Below are 19,600 nucleotides of genomic sequence, written 5' to 3' on the forward strand. Positions count from 1 at the left end.
AGGAGAATCAGAAAAGAAGTTATTTGCATGTCAGTTCCCATCGCATCCCGTATATGTAATATATTACCGTATGGGCTTATCAGGTTTGAGGAAGATAATCCTTTAAACCCTTTTTGTGAAATGAGCTGATCTGTGAATCACATCACATCTGCAGGAATGTTCGGTAAAAACTCCGTAAAAAAGGAATAATGAATATACTCGAAATTATTGAGATTTCAGATAAGCATGAGCCCGCTCGATAAACCCTGACACATCTCCTGATCGTACTGGTCTTCCTTCAAACCAGGGATCTACAAAACCCGGAGTAAGGAGATGAGCAAGAAGTTGCATTTCTCGAATACTATACTGACCAGGTGAAGTTTCACTATCAATATAACAATAGGTGTATTGGGACCCAAATAAACAAAGAATTGGTCTGGCATATCGGAACAGAGTGCCGGTCACGCTCATAATGATTGGATAGGGACATTCTGCAGTTATTCGAAGAAGCCGAATGAGATCATCGTTTGATTGCGGTTGTACTGCTATTTTAACAATGTCTCCAAAAGAATGTAGTTCCTCAATCAGGTCTTTCATCTCATTATCGCTTGGCATCCGGTTCTGATGACATGATGCAATAACCTTTTTATTACGGTCTTTCATGATCTGAGCATGATCCCTGAAACGGATTTCAAGATCTACCATATCAATATTTGATAAATGAGGCTCGATCTTTTCCAAAAGACTGTCTGGCCCTCCGGCATATGCACCACCCTCATTACTGCTTCGAATGGTGATTATAATCGGCCCCTGGAATTTGGTACGAAGGGTGTGCAATGCATCCCCGATAGGCTCTGTAATCATATCAAGACGGACCTCTAGGGCATCAGCTTCTGTGATCAATGGAGATTGAAACTCACGCGGACTTGATAAAGAAGCGATAATATGAATAATCCTGTTTGAATCAGATTTCAAAGCCTCTGAGCTCATTTATGCTCTCCCAATAACGGTCATTCCGGATAATCTGACTGATGGCATTATCATAGATCCAAGTGTTCGAGTCTCTGTGCTGCAGCCTTCAATTTTATGGAGTAGGTCAAAAATATTTCCTGATATCATGCCGGTTCTGATTGGTTCATGTAATTCTCCATCCTGCGCATAAAATGGAGATGACAATTCTACAGAAAAGTCTCCGGACATTGGATTTGCAGTATGAGCACCAATGAGATCGTGAACAAATATTGCCTTTTCAGAGAGAACATCTGATTCGGGACCTTTCAGAATAAGGTTATGGTTTCCAATTGCAGGTGCTCCTGATTGACCAGTTCTTACTGCACTAGCGGTAGGTGTTTCATTATACCGGTATGCAGTGCGAAGATCATATGCAAAGGAATGAAGTATTCCGTTTTCAATAAATGGGAGAACTTTTACTGGCATTCCTTCACCATCCCAAGCACAATTTGCCACACCACGTTTGTCCATAGGATCATCTATGAGTGATATGGTTTCTGATGCTATAGACTGACCAATCTTGTCAGAAAAAAATGAACGACCGGTATGGACATTCCGACCGGATAATGCAGGGACTACTGCTGCCTCCAGAAGTTGGGTAATCGCCATGGGTGAAAGAACCACATCATACGATCCTGATGTAATTTCTTTCCCTCCTTGTCCTTTTGAAGCAAAAAAGGCAGCATCTTCTCCGGTTTTTTCTGGATGAATATGATCAAGGTTCCATGACGTATCTGATTCATACCCCGTTGAGGTACCTGCAATCATTTCGAGACTGACATGAACCTGTGTTCCTTTTGCAGAATATTCAAGTCCATGGCTGTTCGCGATGGTGTGTTCAGAAATCCCAAGAGATGCTGATCCTGATGTTATATCCGCAGTATATGATTCAGATCCTGATTTTAACCGTTCAATAAGATTCAATATGAGATCTGGATCTGGTTTTATCCGGGGATCAAATGCATGAAGTGTTTTATCTATGGAATCTGGTTTTGGAAGACCATTCCACGGTATGTGATCAGCAAATTTTGCGCTTGCAAGTGCTGCATCAAGACATTGTTTCCACGTCTTTGGATTATCTGTACAAGAGACACCCACTTTTCCATTTGTGATGACGCGTATAATAAGTCCTGATCCCCTGGATTTACTCCCGATGGCTATCTTATCCTGTTTCAGGTCCGCTCCAATGGATTCTGATGACGCAAAGAAAATTTCAGTCTCATCAGCCTGTTTATTTGCAGCTTTGAGTATCTCATCAATCAATCTCGCACCCCCCGACTATAGCCTTTTCTAACAGAAGATGGGGTGATCCATCAGTAACCGGAACAGTTTGTCCTCCTTTTCCGCAATATCCGGGATGGAGAGCAAGATCATTTCCTACCAGTGCGATGGTATGTAGTGTCTGTAAAATTTCCCCTGATAATGATACATCTCGGACCATCGTTGTCAATTCACCATTCTCAATTAAATATCCATATTCTGCGTTGAATTGAAACATTCCGCGTCCAGGATCGACTTGTCCGCCCCGGGATCCTTTAAGTAGAATTCCAGAATTACATTCGGAGATAATCTCATCATATGACGCATCTCCATTTTCAATAAAGGTGTTACTCATCCGGACAATCGGTTCAACACCGGGCATCCCTCTGCAATGACCAGCATCTCCGTTTCCAATCGCTGAAAGGGTCTCTTTTGAATGGAGATATGCCTGGAGAATCCCATTTGAGATGATCTCAGTCCGTTTGGTTTCAGATCCTTCGTCATCTACAGGACAAAATCCAAATTCGGAAAGTGATGGATCGTCTACGATTGTTAAAAGGGGTGATCCTATACATTCATGAATTCTATCTTTCAGGATTGAACTTCCTTCTTTTACCAAGTCACCTTCAGATGCATGACCAACTGCTTCATGAGCAAATACGCCGGCAAGTTCTGGGTCAAGAACAGCTCTTAATATCCCTCCCTTGGCAGGTTTGGCATCAAGCAGTTTTTCTGCTCGTTCTGCAGCTTCTCTGGCTAGATCCTGACGGTGTTTGATATTCAAACCTGAAATCGTATGATCCCGTTCATAACCCATTTGAACCACTCCTGAACGGGAAGCAACTGCCATTACTGAAAAACCACATCGACAGAGATGATAATCATAGGAATGCCCAAGACAGTCTGAAAAAGTTACTTGCTCATCTTTCTCGATATAGTTAATTCGTCTGCTGACGATGTTCGTGCCCTCTGTTGCTTTGTACATGTCAAGGAGAATGGCGACTTTCTCATCAAGACTAATATCTGCGGGATTTTCCTTCATCTTCGGTATTGCGTGGAGTTTTGAAGATGTTTCCTGGATAGGGATGTGGATATTAGTAACCTGTGATGCAGATATTGCTTCTTCAATGAGTGTATTGGATAGTTTTTCAGAGTCTACTTCCTGGCCTGATATGGAGAAAACTCCCCACCCTTTTTCACCGAGTACTCGGATTACTGCCTTATCAAAAAAAGAAGAACCTGCCTGTTCCACTTTACCATTATCAACATCAATCTGAGTTACCTCTCCGGTCACCCTTCTGACGTCATAGTATCGATACGGTTGAGACATCAGACAACCGTCCGGGTAGCAGGAATTTCAGTCCCCAGTATAGAACTGGTTGTTGACCATGCAATTGTTTTAAGTTTGTCCAGGAAGAGTTCACGGTTGTCAGGAACAAGAGCAATCTTAAGGACTTCGTCAATCTTCTCAACCGGAATTATTTCAATGGATGAAATAAATTCATCTTCGATGAGAACGTCTCCTAGATTTGCTTTTGGAATGAGTACTTTTCTTATACCTGCCCGTGCTGCTGCTTCAATTTTATAGGTAACTCCACCAACCGGCAGAACATCCCCTCTGACTGACAAAGACCCAGTCATCGCAATATCCTGTCTTACCGGAATAGATTCAAGAGCGCTAATTGCAGCAGTTGCAACCGTAATGGATGCTGAATCTCCTTCCACCCCCTGATATGTTCCAATGAACTGAATGTGAATATCAATATTTCTGATATCTTTTCCAGTAAACCGTTTCAGGATAGCTCCCACGTTTTTAATGGATTCCTGGGCAATCTCTTTTAACAAACCGGTAGCAATAATGTTTCCGCCATCACCTTGTGCCGGAGTTATTGCAGCCATAATTGGAAGTACTGATCCTGCATCACTTCCCATAACTGCAAGACCATTCACTCTTCCGATTTCTGTCCCTTCAACCACAGCAAGTTCATATTCACGGGTTCTTCGAATCATTTGACCGGATATTTGGTCTTCTATAGACCTTGCAGTCTTTTTCGCTTCAAGGACATGGCGACGAGTAGTAAGTTCTGCTCCTTCTTGTCGTGCAAGATCTCCGGCAACACGAATAAGTCCGCCCATATCCCGAAGTTTCAGGGTCAGGTATCCTTTCCGGTTCGATCGTCTTTTCGCTTCATGGATAACTTCATCAATTGCACTCCGGTCAAAGTGAGGGATCATACCATCATTTTTAATTTCCTGGGCAATGAACCGAATAAATTTCTCCCGATTCTCAGGCGTGTCCGGCATGGTATCTTCCATATATATTTCGTATCCATTCCCTCTGATTCGTGACCTGAGAGCAGGATGCATACCTTCTACTGCATCCAGATTTCCAGCTGCTACCATGACAAAGTCGCAGGGAACCGGTTCTGTTCTGACCATTGCCCCGGATGATCTTTCACTCTGCCCGGTAATTGCAAATTCTCCTTCCTGCATTGCAGTAAGAAGGCTTTGCTGTGATGGAAGGCCAAGGGTGTTTATCTCGTCAACAAAGAGAACACCTTTATGTGCCCGGTGAATTGCTCCAGCTTCAACCCGGTCATGTGCAGGTGTTTCAAGTCCTCCGGATTGAAACGGATCATGCCGCACATCACCCAGCAGGGCCCCGGCATGTGATCCTGTTGCATCAACAAAAGGTGCTGTTGCGGTTTTATCATTCGTGACGATGAGTTTTGGGACCATCTGCTCCTCACGCGGGGTAGCATACCGTAATGCCATGAAGATAAATGCTGCAGCAATGATACCCATGAGCCATTGATAGGTGATGAATGCATATCCGATGATACCGATCATCAGAATCATAATCAGAGTATTTCTAAATTGAATCTTCTTTTTGGCCTCTGCTTTATGAGCACTGACGATCTCTTTCCCTCTGCCAGATTTTACCGTTCTGATAATTGGCTCATTCTGATCATCAGAGTTTGGGTACGCCAGAATGTCCTGCATCTCTTCCTTTGGCAATAACTCAGCCATTGCTTTTGCAAGCATTGATTTTCCAGTACCTGGCGTTCCGATCATCATGACATGTCGGCGCTGAGTCGCCGCTTTCCTAATCACTTCTACTGCATGCTCCTGTCCAATGACCTGATCAATGAGTTTTTCTGGAACCGTAACTGATCGGGAAGAGCCATCATCAACCTGTTGGTCTGGTTCATTATCTGAGGTTCCGTTTGCTCCTTTTGCTTCTGCAATTGGCGCATCTGTTTCTTCACTCTTGTTATCGGTAGTCAAAGTTTCCGGAACAGGTTCAATATGGTCTGTATCCGGAGTATCTGAAAAATTTTCTTTCTCCGATGGTTCGTTCACCCGATTCATTATAATCTCGACACCTGCAATACCGTTCGTGGTAATTATTTCATGGACAATTGTTTAAGTACTTTCAGCAAATGGTTATGGAATTATGAAGGTTGTCAGTACGCAACGGTCTCAGGTTCTGGCTGGCCGACTCGCAACTGCTCTGAATATCCCGGTAATTGATACCAGATGGCAGAAATTTCCAGATGGAGAGATTTATGTGCGTGCAGTGCAGCCCGCAGAAAAAGTGATCATTTGTGGGAGTATTCTAACAAGTGATGATCTTATTGAGCTTCTACTGCTCAAAGACATCTTTTCTGAATCAGATATTACTCTGGTTATTCCCTATATGGGATATGCACGACAGGATAAGCAGTTTAATCCAGGTGAACCTCTTTCAGCTCGGGCAATCGCCCAGATCCTTGGAAGTAACACAAAACGAGTATATACTGTAAATATTCATGAAAAAACTGTCCTTAATTATTTTCATACTGAAGCGACAGATGTCTCATTGTCAGGTCCGGCTGCAGAATACATTACAACACTTTCATTGGATAATCCACTTATTCTTAGTCCGGATGAGGGCGCATTACATCTGGGACGAGATGTAGCCTCTCATGGCTCCTGGGAATCCGATTATCTTCAAAAAACCCGTATCTCTGGCGATGAGGTAAGAATTGCACCTAAATCAATTCCTGTTTTAGGAAGAGATGTAGTAATTCTTGATGACATTATTTCAACTGGTGGAACACAGGCTACTGCTGCTTCCATGTTGCATGAACAAGGTGCCCGATCTATTCATACCGTTGGAATTCATGGGGTGTTGGCATCGGGAGCTTACACACGGCTTATAAGTGCGGGTATTGTCTCAATTTCCTGTAGTGATACTATTGAACGTGCCTGCAGCAAATACTCTGCTGGATCTGTCATTGCAGGATATATCTAATTTAATCTGGGATGGCCTGATGACACAAAATCAATCATCAACGGTCATTATCCTTGATACCTCTGCTTTTTTTATTTCCATCCCTCTTTCTGGCAGATTGATGACCGTGAGGAAAGTAGTGAATGAATTAAAAGATTTGAGAGGAAAAGCACGTTTGGAGATTCTACTTTCACAAGGGTTGATTATTAGTGAACCCGGACCAGATGCTATCGTAGCGGTACAACACGCTTCAGAAAAATCCGGTGATAATTCTGTTTTATCACCAACTGATCTGGATCTTCTTGCTCTTGCTTTTGAGTTCCATGGAGAACTCTACTCAGATGACTTTGCGTTGCAAAATACTGCACAACATCTGGGAATTGTAGTTCATCCGCTCATACAAAAAAAAGCAGCGATCAAAACCTGGAAATTACGATGTGCCGGGTGTGGTGCTTACTATGACACTATGCCTGGAGATTCTCTCTGTAAGATCTGTGGTGCCCAAGTAAGACGAAAAAATAAATAGAATGACGAAAATCTCTGTTCAGATGTCTACCCTGGATGAGTTGATACAAAAAGCCCGCCTCCTTCGAAGTGAAGGACATAGTCCTGGACAGATTGCTGATGAATTGTCTCTTTCTATGGAGACTGTGACCTGGCTTTTAACCCAGGAGAAAGGAGCGGTGACTCCAAAAGATGTTCACATTGACTGGACTGCTGTGAGTGGTGAATCGCAGCTTTTGTATGATAGTGCTATGATGCTTCTCTCGCGGTTCAAGTTAAAAAATCCTGGAGAGCCAGCACCGAATGTGTATGTTGGGATTGCAATATCCGGCATTCCTCTCGCAACATTGATGGCAGTTTCTGATGAAGTCAGAATTGGTATATATCATCCCGCTAAACACGCGGGAGGTGACGAACCGATTGGATCGATGAGTGGTAATTTTGGAATTCGTGCCGGAGAACGGATTGTTGTTGTCGATGATGTCATAACATCTGGAAATACATTACAGGAAGTAATTGGTTATATTAAAAGACATGGTGCGGTTCCTGTTGCCTGTTGTGTTCTCTTTGATAAGCGCGGTATTCGCGAGATTGACGGAGTTCCGGTTTACAGTCTGTTTAAGGTCTCCCGAATTGACTAACTGGTTTATCAATCAGGCAACCACTCACAATTATTATATAGAACTTTAAATCCACCTGTATTGAAACGGAGGATATTCCATGCTTGTTCAACAACCGGTAATCATTCTGAAACAGAATGTCGAGCGTACACAGGGCTATGAGGCCCAGCGCTCCAATATAGCAGCGGCAAAGGCACTTGCCGAGGCGGTTCGGTCAACATTAGGTCCGAGAGGAATGGATAAGATGCTCATTGATGGGACTGGAGATGTAACCATCACCAATGACGGAATAACTATTCTGGATGAGATATCTGTTCAGCACCCGGGAGCGAAAATGGTCATTGAAGTGTCTCGTACACAGGATGAAGAGGTGGGGGATGGGACTACCACTGCGGTCATTCTTGTCGGGGCCTTAATGGAACAGGCAGAAGCTCTTCTTAACAAGAAGATCCATCCGACTGTTATCTGTCGTGGATATCGTATGGGAATGCAGAAGGCTCTAGAGATTCTGCAGTCAATGGCATCCAAAACTGATGCGTACAATAAAGATGTGATGAAGAAGATCGTCCTGACAGCAATTACCGGAAAATCAATAGAAGATGTCAAGGAAAAAATTAGTGAAATATCTGTTGAAGCGGTAATGAAGGTTGCTTCTAAAAATGGCAGCAAAATCACTGTTAGTGAAGATGACGTCAAGATTAAGAAGCATACCGGCGCTACTATGGATGACGCAGAACTTATTATGGGTTGTGTCATTGATAAGACCCGCGTCAATCAGGAGATGCCAAAACGCATCGCAAATGCAAAAGTTGCTCTTGTTCAAAATCCTCTTGAGATAAAGAAGACAGAAGTCAAGGCAAAAATAAAAATTTCGAGCACCGATCAGGTTGAAGCATTTGCCGAACAGGAACGAAACACGTTAAAGGAGATGGCAGATGCTGTCGCAGCCTCTGGAGCAAATGTTCTCCTTTGTCAGAAGGGTATTGCGGATGCAGCACAGTTTTATCTGGCAAAAGCGGGTATTCTTGCAGTTGAAGATGTTCCTGAAGCAGACATGAAATTTGCTGCACGTTCACTTGGCGCAACAATAGCAACAAAACCTGAAGACCTTAGAAAAGATATGCTTGGTATCGCAGCAAAAGCAGAAGAGCTTGATGATGCTGAGATGGTTGTTATTTCTGGTTCTAAAAATCCAAAGACAGTTACTATTCTTCTTCGTGGTTCTACCTACTACCTTGTCGATGAACTCGAGCGGGCAGTAGTAGATGCAACCCGTGTCGTTATGGATGCAATGGAAGATGGCCTGTTTGTTCCAGGTGGATCAGCGGTTGAGAGTGAACTGACAATTCGCCTCCGTGAATATGCAGTTCAGGTTGGTGGACGTGAACAGATTGCTATTGAAGCATATGCAGATGCATTTACTGCAGTTCCAATCACACTTGCCGAAAATTCCGGTTATAATCCAATTGACAAACTTGTTGAGCTGAAAAAGGCTCACGCCGATGGCAAGAAAAATTATGGTCTGAATGTATATACCGGAAAACTTGTCGATATGCAGAAAGAGGGAGTTATTGAGCCAATCCGGTGTAAGAGGCAGGCAATACAGAGCTCAGAAGAAGCTGTAGAGATGCTTCTCCGGGTTGATGATATGATGGTTTCACAATCTGGAAGAGGTTCAGGAATGCCTGAACCTATGGAATAATCTTTTTTATTCTTCAATAGTTTTGTAAGGATCCGAAAGACGGTTTAAGCGCTGTTTTATATTTTTTTGCTCGAGTACATCAAATCCTTTAATCATAAAGTTGATTTTAGCAGCTTCACGTTCAAGTCTTTGATCTTCTTCTTCCAGTTTTTTAAGTACTTCTTGAAGCAATTCAATGACTTCAGGAGAAGTACGCATTCTTGTTCCTTTTAAAATATCAAAAACATCATCGAGGTACATTCCAGAGGCTTTTGCTATTGATACAGCAGAAAATCCTCTTAAACGTGCAAGTAAATCCGGAGGGAAAGGAACAGACCAACTTATTTTGCTCAGGTTTTGTTTTTCATCCTTATTTCTGAACAGAACCATAATATCAACAGTAATTATATTGGCAATGTGTTCTGCAAATTGCAGCTTATAATAATTTATTCTCATTTACAATAGAAAAACATTATCTGTTATGTGATTAAAGGAATTTTAAGAAATAACATATTGTCCGACCCTCTAAGATGGCAGGGGTGATCAACCGGGTCGGACTGGTATCGGTGATACCACTAATTTTTAGAACATGCATTTGCATAAGCATACTGGTTGGCCGGGCAAATATGCCGGGCACATTTGTCACGCTTTTCCTTACAGAAGTTCAACAACGAACATCTGAATAGATTTTTGAATGACGTGTGATATCCATCTTCGATATTATTATCAAACGGGAATGATAATAAAATAAGGTACTTGTGCCGAGGTAGTCTAGTCCGGGAAGGCGGTGGTCTCGAAAACCACTGGTGGCAACACCTCGGGAGTTCAAATCTCCCCTTCGGCGTATCTATTTTAGATAATAATTTTTATATATAAAAACCCATATGCTATACCACGATGGGTTGGGCTTATGAAATTATGTAACAGGAATGGTATTGTTGGGATATTCATTATATCTCTCCTTGTGTTTGGCGGATTATCGTCAGGAGAAATTCCACCAATTAGCGTTCAGAATGCGCATACTACAATAAATGCAGATTTTTTTGTTGATATTCAACAGGGATCTGCCCCCCTAATGGTTACTTTTTCTAGTATATCTGGTGGGCTGATTGATCATTACGAATGGTCATTTGGTGATGGAGAAGTTTCTCAAGAAGGAAACCCGGTTCATATTTACTATGAGCCTGGAGTATATACTGTATCTTTATCAGTAATTGGGACCGGCGGTTCTGATAAAAAAACCCGAATTGGATATATAACTGTTGTTGAATCAGAAGCTGGAACAACATCGTATGAGGATTTGGAATCTCCTGAACATACGAATATTGAAGAACCTGGTGCTATTCAGAATGGTGATCTTATAGTTTCTGATCTGGCAAATCTCACTGATAATGAAACCGAATTATTTCATCAAACTGAATCAACACAGACAGAGATACCATCAAATGAATCAATAATCGAGTCTTCAATAGAAACCTCTTCTCCAGTAAATTCTGTTCATGCTGAAATGTCTGTAGTTGACTCTTCCGGAGTTGCTCCTCTAAAGGTCAGTTTTACTGATCATTCAACTGGTCCTGTTCACACATGGCTCTGGGACTTTGGTGATGGTACTTCTTCAGCAGCGTCATCTCCTGTTCATATTTATCAGAGTCCAGGGACATATAATGTGTCCCTTACTGTACAAGGAGATAGTGGAAAAGACAGCATTTTTAAATCTAGTCTTATTCAGGTTAGTGCTCCGGTTAAAGCAGGATTTCTTGGTGATCCGGTAAGTGGTGTTGCACCTTTGGAAGTATCATTTTCTGAGGAACTGACTGGATTAGCTCTTTCAAGGGAATGGGACTTTGGAGACGGGCACCATTCTGATGTCGCCAATCCAGTTCATGTGTATGACAAACCTGGTACATATGAAGTTAGTTTGAAAATAATTGGTTCACATAATGAAGACATTCTTACCCGGCCTTCTTATATTACTGTTAAGCCCGATCTTCCTCCACCAACTCCAGTCCCAACCCCTATTCCAACCCCTTCTTTTACTCCTGTTCCTGAGTCAGATTTTTCAAACATCCCAGATGAATATGAGGAAATACCTCTGGTGACTACTCCTGAACCAACTCCTGAAATACCGAATTCATCTGATTTCCTAACAAATACTTCTGCACCCAATATTCTTCCTCCAGTCGCTGATTTCATTATTAGCACCACCACTGGTCCGGCCCCCTTTCCTATAGTATGTACTGACAGATCGTCTGGTGATATCACAGAATGGATCTGGGATTTTGGTGATGGAAAGATCCTTAGAGGAAAAAATCCCACTCATACTTATTCACAATCTGGGATATACTCAATTACACTCATGGTGAAAGGACCAAATGGAAAAGATGAAATTAAAAAACCTTCGGTTATTTTAGTTACTTCTCCACAACCTACTCTTCAGGCAGAATTTACAACGAACAATACTTCTGGAGATGTTCCACATAAAGTATCATTTACTGATGAATCTTCAGGTATTATTAACGGATGGTCATGGCAATTTGGTGATGGAGCAAACTCTACAGAACAGAATCCAACACACATATATACAAAACCAGGAACCTATGATATTACTTTAGCAGTAACTGGTCCGGATGGAACAAAACAGGTGAAGAAGGAAGGACTTGTTGTCGCAACATATACTCCCATACCTATCAGAGCAGCTTTTTCAAGTCTTCCCATCTCAGGTGAGGCACCTTTAACGGTTGCATTTTCTGATAAATCTGTCGGAGATATGAGTTCATGGGTCTGGGATTTTGGAGATGGGAGTATATCTGAAGAACAAAATCCTGTTCACATCTATTCGAAACCAGGTATTTACACCGTATCTTTGCTAGTGAGTGGCCCTGGTGGTTCAGATGTTGTTAAGAAAGTTGATATGATATCTGTTCTCGGATCCGACATATCTCCTGAATTAGTAATAAAGGCTGATCCCGCGGAGGGCACTGCCCCATTAACCGTGATATTTAATAAGAGTACAATTGGCAATGAGGTTGGATTTTTGTGGACTTTTGGAGATGGTTCTGTTTCTTCAGAAACGAATCCGGTTCACACATATTTCAATCCAGGTCTTTATAATGTTAGTCTGACAATCCAGGATGAAGCAGGCAATAACAGGACTCTGACTAAGAATGAGTTTGTTAATGTAACAAGGCCAATCCCTCCACCTATCGCATTATATACATCCAATCTGACTGAAGGGAATACTTCATGTCCTATTCGGTTTACCGACATGTCTAAAGGTGATATAACTTCATGGTTATGGCAGTTTGGTGATGGTCAGAGTGCAACAACACAGGACTGTGTTCATTCCTTTACGAAACCCGGTAATTATACGATTCAACTTACGGTTTATGGTCCGGGTGGAGAGAATACTGTTGTTGGTGAGCCGTTGATAATTCATTCTCAGGGTCCTTTAAACGTTATACCGATCCCTGTGGAGATTATGTCCCCAGAAAATCTGACTGAGTCTGGAAAACTCACGGTGGCAGAAGAAAAAAACCTTAATCCGGCAGAATGGAACAATTTCACAAAGAATAAAACTGAAACAATTCAGCACGAAATAAAGGAGAATGTATCAGGACCTTTTGTTATTTCTGAAATTATAGAAAATGAAACGGTTTTAAAGAGGAATGTCACAGAATCAGCAGAACAAGAGTTGCCAGATGTAATCACCAATGAATCAAAAAATGAAACAAATCATACGGTAGAAGAACCAGAAAAGTCTGACACGAAATTCTATCCGAATATTATTACGGAAATACCAAGGATTGTTGCATCGACGAATACAGGGACTACACCACTCACTGTTCAGTTTTCCTCAAGCTGGGCAACAGAGCCAGGATCTTTCTTGTGGAATTTTAGTGATGGTTCAACTACCAATACGTCAGAACCAGAGCATACTTATCTTGAACCAGGAGTATATTCAATTCGTCTTATTCGAGAATATAATGGAGGGACACAGGAAATTATCAGTAATGATCTGATAAATGTAACTGATATTTCCTCTGTTCCGGTTGCTTCATTCTCAGCAACTCCTCTGTCCGGACCAGTCCCACTCAATGTTACATTCAAAAGTAATTCAAGTGGAATTATCTCTGAATGGATGTGGGACTTTGGAGATTCACGAAAAGATTTTGGAGAGGTGGTTTCTCACACCTACACTCGGGCAGGTACCTATTCTGTAAGCCTACGTGTCAGCGGTCCAGGTGGATCATCTGAAGAAGTCAGAGAGGATTTCATTACCGTTGGTTCTCTGTTAACTCCTCCACAAGCGAAATTCAAAACCGATAAAAGAACTGGATTTGCACCTCTCTTGGTCAACTTTACTGATCAATCACTCGGAAAAGTAACAGAATGGTCATGGAACTTTGGTGATGGATCAACATCAAACGAACAAAATCCATCCCATGAGTTCAATAGTACTGGCATTTATTCAGTTACTCTTAAAGTAACTGGACCTGCTGGAACAAATGCAATGAGCAAAAAGGGGTATCTGGTTGTATCTCCTTATCCTGAACCATTAATTGCGAAATTTAATCTAACTCCGTCTGGAGGGATCGTACCTCTTTCCATCCAGTGCACTGATACATCTACAGGAGCAATAAATCGATATTTATGGGAATTTGGTGATGGTGCAGTATCAGAAGATCAACATCCGACACATCGGTTTACGCAGCCAGGATCATATATTGTATCATTAACAGTTTATGGATCATCAGGAGTCAGTTCAGCTGATCAGGTTGTTCATGTTGGACCTGTTCTCAAAAGTTCTCAGATTGGTTCATCTTCATCTAACATTTCCTTTAATACAAATGTTTCTAAATCAGGAGCATTTGAATCCTTTGAAGATGGTTTGTCAAAGCCTATATCGGATTTTGTCTTGAACCGAAAAAGTGGTAGGTTACCATTGAAAGTAACCTTTTTAGACAAATCTACCGGAACAATAGAAACATGGCTTTGGAATTTTGGGGATGGTGAGTTTTCTGAAGATCAAAACCCCATTCATATGTACTCCAAAGCTGGAACATACACTGTATCACTTACCGTAAAAGGCCCATACGGGGTATCAACAAAAAAATATCGTGATGCTGTAAGAGTAATCTAATTAGATCCACTTTTTAAATTTAAAAACAACTGCCATTCCGATAGTTATGACAAGCATCATTCCAAATATTATCAGGTGCCCTAGTGGATGGTTTATTCCTGGAAGATAAGCAAAATTCATACCATATACTCCGGTTATAAATGTTAGTGGTATGAAGATGACTGCAATAACTGTTAACACTCTGACAATCTCGTTTGTCCGGTTGGAAACAGAGGAAAGGTAAATCTCCATTATTCCTTCTGCCATTTCTCGGTGAACATCCAGATCTTCAGAGATTTTAATGACATGATCATACACATCTCTCATAAATATCCTGATTGAATCTGAAAGAATATTAGAATCAGATCGTTCAAGGTGCATAATTACTTCTCGAAGTGACCAGACCTGTCGCTTGAATCTGATAAGATTATGTCTGAATGTTTGAATATCTCTTATGATATCTGGTTTTGGATCATGAACCACCCGTTCTTCTAATTCTTCTGCAGATTCTTCAATTTTTTCCAGGGCAAAAAAATAGGTGTCAACAATTGAATCAATTAAAGAATACATAAGATAGTCTGTACCATATGTTCGAAATTTACCATTTGGATGTGTTACCCTGACTCGAATATTTTCAAATGGATCGCCTGATTCTGCAACGGAAATGAGTAGATTATCTTTAGTTATGATGTTAATTTTTTGAGACTGCCATTGTTCACTTGATGATAATACCATATCCAAAACGATAAAGAGAGAATCACCAAAATCTTCTATCTTTGCCCTTCCTTTTGTATTGAATATATCTTCTGCGATAAGTGGATGTAATGAAAAAAATGAAAGGACAGAATTAATGGTATCGATATCCTGAAGTCCGGTTATATGTATCCAGCAAATTCCTTGTAATTCTTTGATCTTTTTTAAATCATCCGGGTGTATATTATCTATTATCTGAAAATCAAGCTCAGTATAAATAATAGCAGATAATGTGGTCCTATTTGGTTCCTGTTTTCCGATATAGATTGGAATACCTGGTGGCAGACCGGTTTTTACTGAAACGTGGCTTTCATGTGTCACACCTTACACCCTATGCTCTGTTGCATAGAAAAATTATGATTATGAGGTGTTATTTTTTTCCGGGAAAAGTTCATCAAATGGTTTTTCATCTTCATGGCGTATTTTAATACCACTAATTTTTCCTGTTTTTCTTCCAATGACATAAATGAGCATTGGAATGGCGACTGCTGGAACAGAAAGGTATAGTGAGCCTCTTAAATCTTCATTAAATGCCAGTATTACCAGAGCAAATATCTCAAGGATCACACCGATCATGAGTGGGAACCATGGGGACAGTGGTGCCGGAGCCTTGATGTCTTTTTTAGTGTATCCACGTTGATAGACCCGTTTTCTAAATACAACCTGTGAATAACAGATTGATATCCAACAAATTGCACCAGTAAAGGCAGATACTGAAAGTAACCATAGATATAACTCTCCTTCACCATTAGAAAACCACCACATACTTAGTACTGCCCAGCACATGAGAAGGGTAAATAACGTTGCGTACATTGGTATGCATTGTTTATTCAGTCGTGAGAAGATCTTCGGTGCCATTCCTTCCAAAGAAAGCCCGTATAGAGCTCTGACTGATCCATAGAATCCTGAATTTGCACATGAAAATGCTGCTGTTAGAACAATGAATGATAGAATTCCTGCAACTTCATTAAATCCGTATTTTGATAATGCTAGGGAAAACACACTGTCTGAAAGACCTGCTTCAGAGTATGGGAGAATCATGACCAGGAGGAGAATTGGAATGATATCAACACGAAGGATTCTATATACAACCTGACGACATGCCTTTGGGACTATTCGGTCTGGATTTTGTGTTTCTGCAGCTGCGAGTCCAACAATTTCAGAACCCTGGAAATTTACAAGGATTAACGCAAGGTTGCTGATTAAAATAAATACTCCAGCCGGGAAGATGTCCATAAATGGATCGCTGTTTGGCGGGAAAAGAACATTCAGTCCTATGAATCCACCATTACCGACTATTCCAAGAATAATTAATGCAGCAACGATACAAAATATTCCATTGTGAATGATTTTTATGAGAGATAGGGTACTTTCAACAAATCCAAATCCTCCTACATGAATGATATTCAGAATAGTAATCATTGTGAGGAAAATTACTGCCCAGGCAACAATCGGGAGTTGCGGAGCAAATACATGCATGATAATGCCACCTGCAACCGCTTCAGAAGGGATGTAAGCACACCAGTTAAACCAGTAACTCCATCCTGTTCCTACTGCCCAGGTTGGAGATATAAACTCCGCCGAGTGACTGATAAAATTGCCTTGTCTGGGAACATTAACTAACAGTTCTGCAAAAGATTGCATCACGGTCCAGATAACAAGCCCACCAATAGCATACAAAAGAATAACACTGGGGCCCATCTCAGCTATAAGATATCCTGAACCAAGGTAGTATATTGAACCAATAATACCCCCTATGGCAATCAGACTAGCCATCCATGGTTTTATCCCTCGCTGAAGACGTAATGATTTTTCTCTTCCAGCTGGAGGAACCGGATTATCAACCGGAGTATGATCAAGGAGGCATCCAGAATCTGGATCTGAAGCGGTCACTATTGAAGCCCCCGTGGGAGAATAAGTCTATTACATTGTTCTTTAGAAAAATTCATCTCCATATTACACCTCAAATTGAAATACTTTGATAAATGTGCTTCCAAACTTCAGCATCTCAATAAAAAATAGTTTCTATTGGAATTTAAGAATAATGGTCATTTTTTTTTTAATTTAAGAAGAAAATAAAAATATATTTTTAAATTTAGGAAAAATTATTCGATTGTTTTTGAGAGATTATTCTAAATAATGCCACAACATCATTGAGGTTGATTTTTCCATCGCCACTATAATCGAATAGTTCTTCTTCTCCTGCAGTAACTTTTTTCATATAGAGAACTACATCCTGTAATTCTTCACGCCCATTCTGGTTGATATCTGTGGTTAAATAAAGAGATTTCCAAGTATTATTGAAAGTCAGGGGATGATAATCAATATTTTCAGCATTTATTATGTAAGGATCAATGCAGTACCCCATAGTATCAACAGAACAAAGATCAGAATATCCTTCGCCATCGGGATCACTCCAGAAATTTCCACCCTTGCGTGTTGAATCTAAACTGGATTCAGGTGAATAATTCCAATTATTTAATGCTGCATCTGATGACAATTCATAATTTTTTATGTTTTTAAAGACATTTCCAGCAATGAAATTCCGGTGCCCATTTAATAAAAGTAAACCTTGTATGGTGTTATCTGAAATTGTATTTTCAAGAATTTCAGAATTGTTTCCACGAACAATTAAACCCGAATTTTCATTTTTAAGATACGAATTTTTTAAAATTTTCACTGGTCCGGAAAGGATGACAGACCCGGCATATGAATTTTCTGAAAAAACATTCCTGCTTACATTTAGATTCGTTGAATCTGAAAGGAGCCCTGCATATGAACATTGAGAAATTTGGGATTGTGTTATTGTAAAATTATTACACCCACTTAAAGTAATCCCTGAAGGCATTCTGTTTTTCAGACCGGAAATACTGGTAATAAAAATTTTTTCTGCGTACCCGTCATCAGATTTTTGGATATACATTCCGGATGGACTATCTTGTGCGTAGAGGTTTTGTAACTGAAATTGATGAGTTTGTGAGAGGTAATATCCACTCACCAGGTTTCTTTCTGCATGAAGACGAGTACAGGTTAATCCGGTTGTATTAAATAAAGTCCAGAGCCCAATTCCGTTTTCAAGGAATGAAATATCTGATAATGATATATTCTGACACCCGGCAAGTATAATCCCAGCACAATTCTTTGATAGAACAATTTCCGAAATTGAAATATTTGAACAATTGACTGCTAGTATGAATGAAGGATTATCAGAAGGCCCGATGGTTTTGTTCTGTTCATTATTCAAATATAAGAGTTTTCGTGAATCTATGGTATTCGAAGATGATATTTGATGACTTAAATATTGAATTTTTGAAGCAGATATGTCAAATCCGATTCTATTATTCGATAATTTGTTATAGGATAGAACCATATCGGATGTTTCTGATAAACTTATACCCATCATTCCGGATGAAATCTGATTTCCAGTTACTGATGGATGCATCACATGTGAAAATTCTATTCCTGATTCTTTATTTTTATTAATTGTGCACTTTTGAATAGTTGGATCTCTGCTATTGCTGATGATAATACCATCACCTGAATTTCCAACGATGTCGCATTCAGAAATGGTAAGATAATCTGATTTTGAATCTCCCTTGATACCAAATCCGGGATTTGATATGATCTGACATTTGATAAGATCCGAATATGTGGATTCTAAGAAAGTAATTCCTCCTGAGTTGGGTTTTCCACTCTTTCCATTTCCGGTGACAAGAGAATTATTTACAATAATATGATGAGAATTTAAAATCTGAATTCCGTAACCGCCAGTTATATCATTTCTGTTATTTTTTATCTTTCCTTCTGAAATCTTTATTGAATTGGAAGATTCGATCATGAATCCAGATCGTAAATTCGAAAGTACATCTGTTTCAATATATAGCGATTGTGAAACATTCTGGAGTTTGATGCCGATATCAAATTCCTGAACGGTAATATTCCGAATGGTTATATTTGTCAATTCTGATTTTTCAGAATAAATAAGAATCCCTACCGAACCTGGTGTCAGATTTCCGGATATACTGTGTCCCTGACCGTCAATAATTACATTTGATGAAGTTATTGTGATAGCAGTATTGTTTAGAATAAGATTCGAATTTAAAGAATAAACGCCGGATTGTGTGATTTGGAATGGTAATACTGATATTTCATTATTATCGTTTTTAAAAGAATTATTCTGTTCATGAAACATACTATCAGATGTAACCGACACCGGAATAATGAAAATAAAAAATACGATACATAGTAAAATCAATTTTATTGAAATTTTCACATGCAGATTAGAAAATACTGCAATATCCATAGTAGTAATATATTTCTCTCCACATATATCTTTCAGATAATTTTCATAAATTACGTTTCGTATCGAAAAAGAAATGATACAGGTATACCATAGC

Annotated in this window: 13 protein-coding genes and 1 tRNA gene; 6 read left to right on the plus strand and 8 right to left on the minus strand. The window is 40.1% G+C overall.

Translation table 11 applies throughout. The annotated features are described in order from the left end of the window. Nucleotides 1–204 precede the first annotated feature (204 nt). The 4 genes from KSK55_RS00525 to lonB are packed head-to-tail and all read right to left on the minus strand — an operon-like array spanning nt 205 to nt 5,622. Nucleotides 205–969, minus strand: coding sequence for a type I 3-dehydroquinate dehydratase (locus KSK55_RS00525; protein ID WP_218607779.1), 765 nt, complete (start codon nt 967–969; stop codon nt 205–207). After that, nucleotides 970–2,253: a TldD/PmbA family protein gene (locus tag KSK55_RS00530; RefSeq protein ID WP_218607780.1), complete on the minus strand. Its 1,284-nt coding sequence runs from the start codon at nt 2,251–2,253 to the stop codon at nt 970–972. Further along, nucleotides 2,246–3,580 carry a TldD/PmbA family protein gene (locus KSK55_RS00535; RefSeq protein WP_218607781.1) on the minus strand — a complete coding sequence of 445 codons (1,335 nt, stop codon included), beginning with the start codon at nt 3,578–3,580 and terminating at the stop codon, nt 2,246–2,248. The genes KSK55_RS00530 and KSK55_RS00535 overlap by 8 nt, the downstream gene beginning before the upstream one ends. Then, entirely contained in the window at nt 3,580–5,622 is a 2,043-nt protein-coding gene (lonB, locus tag KSK55_RS00540) for an ATP-dependent protease LonB (protein WP_214418300.1), read from the minus strand. Before lonB ends, KSK55_RS00535 begins: the two co-directional genes overlap by 1 nt. Nucleotides 5,623–5,707: 85 nt before the next feature. Here lonB and KSK55_RS00545 point away from each other — a divergent pair, with 85 nt between their 5' ends. The 4 genes from KSK55_RS00545 to thsA all read left to right on the plus strand — a co-directional run bounded on the left by KSK55_RS00545 (nt 5,708) and on the right by thsA (nt 9,352). After that, nucleotides 5,708–6,547, plus strand: a complete 840-nt coding sequence (locus KSK55_RS00545) for a ribose-phosphate diphosphokinase (protein ID WP_214418301.1) — start codon at nt 5,708–5,710, stop codon at nt 6,545–6,547. Nucleotides 6,548–6,566: 19 nt separating this feature from the next. Continuing rightward, the gene (locus KSK55_RS00550; protein ID WP_218607782.1) at nt 6,567–7,052 is read left to right on the plus strand and encodes an NOB1 family endonuclease; all 486 of its coding nucleotides are present in this window, start codon (nt 6,567–6,569) and stop codon (nt 7,050–7,052) included. Between the two features lie 22 nt (nt 7,053–7,074). Beyond that, on the plus strand, nt 7,075–7,671 hold the full coding sequence (locus KSK55_RS00555; RefSeq protein WP_214421354.1) for an orotate phosphoribosyltransferase-like protein: 597 nt from the start codon (nt 7,075–7,077) through the stop codon (nt 7,669–7,671). 79 nt (nt 7,672–7,750) lie between these two features. Beyond that, a complete protein-coding gene (thsA, locus tag KSK55_RS00560) occupies nt 7,751–9,352 on the plus strand; it encodes a thermosome subunit alpha (protein ID WP_218607783.1) in 1,602 nt (533 codons plus the stop codon). A 6-nt stretch (nt 9,353–9,358) separates the two neighbouring features. Here the strand turns inward: thsA and KSK55_RS00565 are convergent, their stop codons facing one another. Next, nucleotides 9,359–9,787, minus strand: a complete 429-nt coding sequence (locus KSK55_RS00565; RefSeq protein ID WP_214418304.1) for a hypothetical protein — start codon at nt 9,785–9,787, stop codon at nt 9,359–9,361. Nucleotides 9,788–10,091: 304 nt separating this feature from the next. Between KSK55_RS00565 and KSK55_RS00570 the strand changes: the two genes are divergently transcribed. Next, nucleotides 10,092–10,175, plus strand: a tRNA-Ser gene (locus KSK55_RS00570). A 66-nt stretch (nt 10,176–10,241) separates the two neighbouring features. After that, nucleotides 10,242–14,471: a PKD domain-containing protein gene (locus tag KSK55_RS00575; protein ID WP_218607784.1), complete on the plus strand. Its 4,230-nt coding sequence runs from the start codon at nt 10,242–10,244 to the stop codon at nt 14,469–14,471. On the opposite strand, the gene corA is transcribed toward KSK55_RS00575, so the two are convergent. The 3 genes from corA to KSK55_RS00590 form a co-directional block, all read right to left on the minus strand. Continuing rightward, the gene (gene corA, locus KSK55_RS00580; protein WP_218607785.1) at nt 14,472–15,524 is read right to left on the minus strand and encodes a magnesium/cobalt transporter CorA; all 1,053 of its coding nucleotides are present in this window, start codon (nt 15,522–15,524) and stop codon (nt 14,472–14,474) included. Between the two features lie 39 nt (nt 15,525–15,563). Further along, complete coding sequence (locus tag KSK55_RS00585) at nt 15,564–17,096, minus strand: amino acid permease (RefSeq protein WP_214418307.1); 1,533 nt, start codon at nt 17,094–17,096, stop codon at nt 15,564–15,566. 202 nt (nt 17,097–17,298) lie between these two features. Continuing rightward, complete coding sequence (locus tag KSK55_RS00590) at nt 17,299–19,395, minus strand: NosD domain-containing protein (RefSeq protein ID WP_218607786.1); 2,097 nt, start codon at nt 19,393–19,395, stop codon at nt 17,299–17,301. Nucleotides 19,396–19,600: the final 205 nt, after the last annotated feature.

It is taken from the genome of Methanospirillum hungatei (assembly GCF_019263745.1).
Taxonomy (GTDB): domain Archaea; phylum Halobacteriota; class Methanomicrobia; order Methanomicrobiales; family Methanospirillaceae; genus Methanospirillum; species Methanospirillum purgamenti.

Bases quoted from the DNA above. Each gene is read 5' to 3' on its own strand.
- KSK55_RS00525 (WP_218607779.1), bottom strand. From the start codon at position 969: ATGAGCTCAGAGGCTTTGAAATCTGATTCAAACAGGATTATTCATATT.
- KSK55_RS00535 (WP_218607781.1), bottom strand. From the start codon at position 3,580: ATGTCTCAACCGTATCGATACTATGACGTCAGAAGGGTGACCGGAGAG.
- lonB (WP_214418300.1), bottom strand. From the start codon at position 5,622: ATGAATCGGGTGAACGAACCATCGGAGAAAGAAAATTTTTCAGATACT.
- KSK55_RS00545 (WP_214418301.1), top strand. From the start codon at position 5,708: ATGAAGGTTGTCAGTACGCAACGGTCTCAGGTTCTGGCTGGCCGACTC.
- KSK55_RS00550 (WP_218607782.1), top strand. From the start codon at position 6,567: ATGACACAAAATCAATCATCAACGGTCATTATCCTTGATACCTCTGCT.
- KSK55_RS00555 (WP_214421354.1), top strand. From the start codon at position 7,075: ATGTCTACCCTGGATGAGTTGATACAAAAAGCCCGCCTCCTTCGAAGT.
- thsA (WP_218607783.1), top strand. From the start codon at position 7,751: ATGCTTGTTCAACAACCGGTAATCATTCTGAAACAGAATGTCGAGCGT.
- KSK55_RS00565 (WP_214418304.1), bottom strand. From the start codon at position 9,787: ATGAGAATAAATTATTATAAGCTGCAATTTGCAGAACACATTGCCAAT.
- KSK55_RS00575 (WP_218607784.1), top strand. From the start codon at position 10,242: ATGAAATTATGTAACAGGAATGGTATTGTTGGGATATTCATTATATCT.
- KSK55_RS00590 (WP_218607786.1), bottom strand. From the start codon at position 19,395: ATGTTTCATGAACAGAATAATTCTTTTAAAAACGATAATAATGAAATA.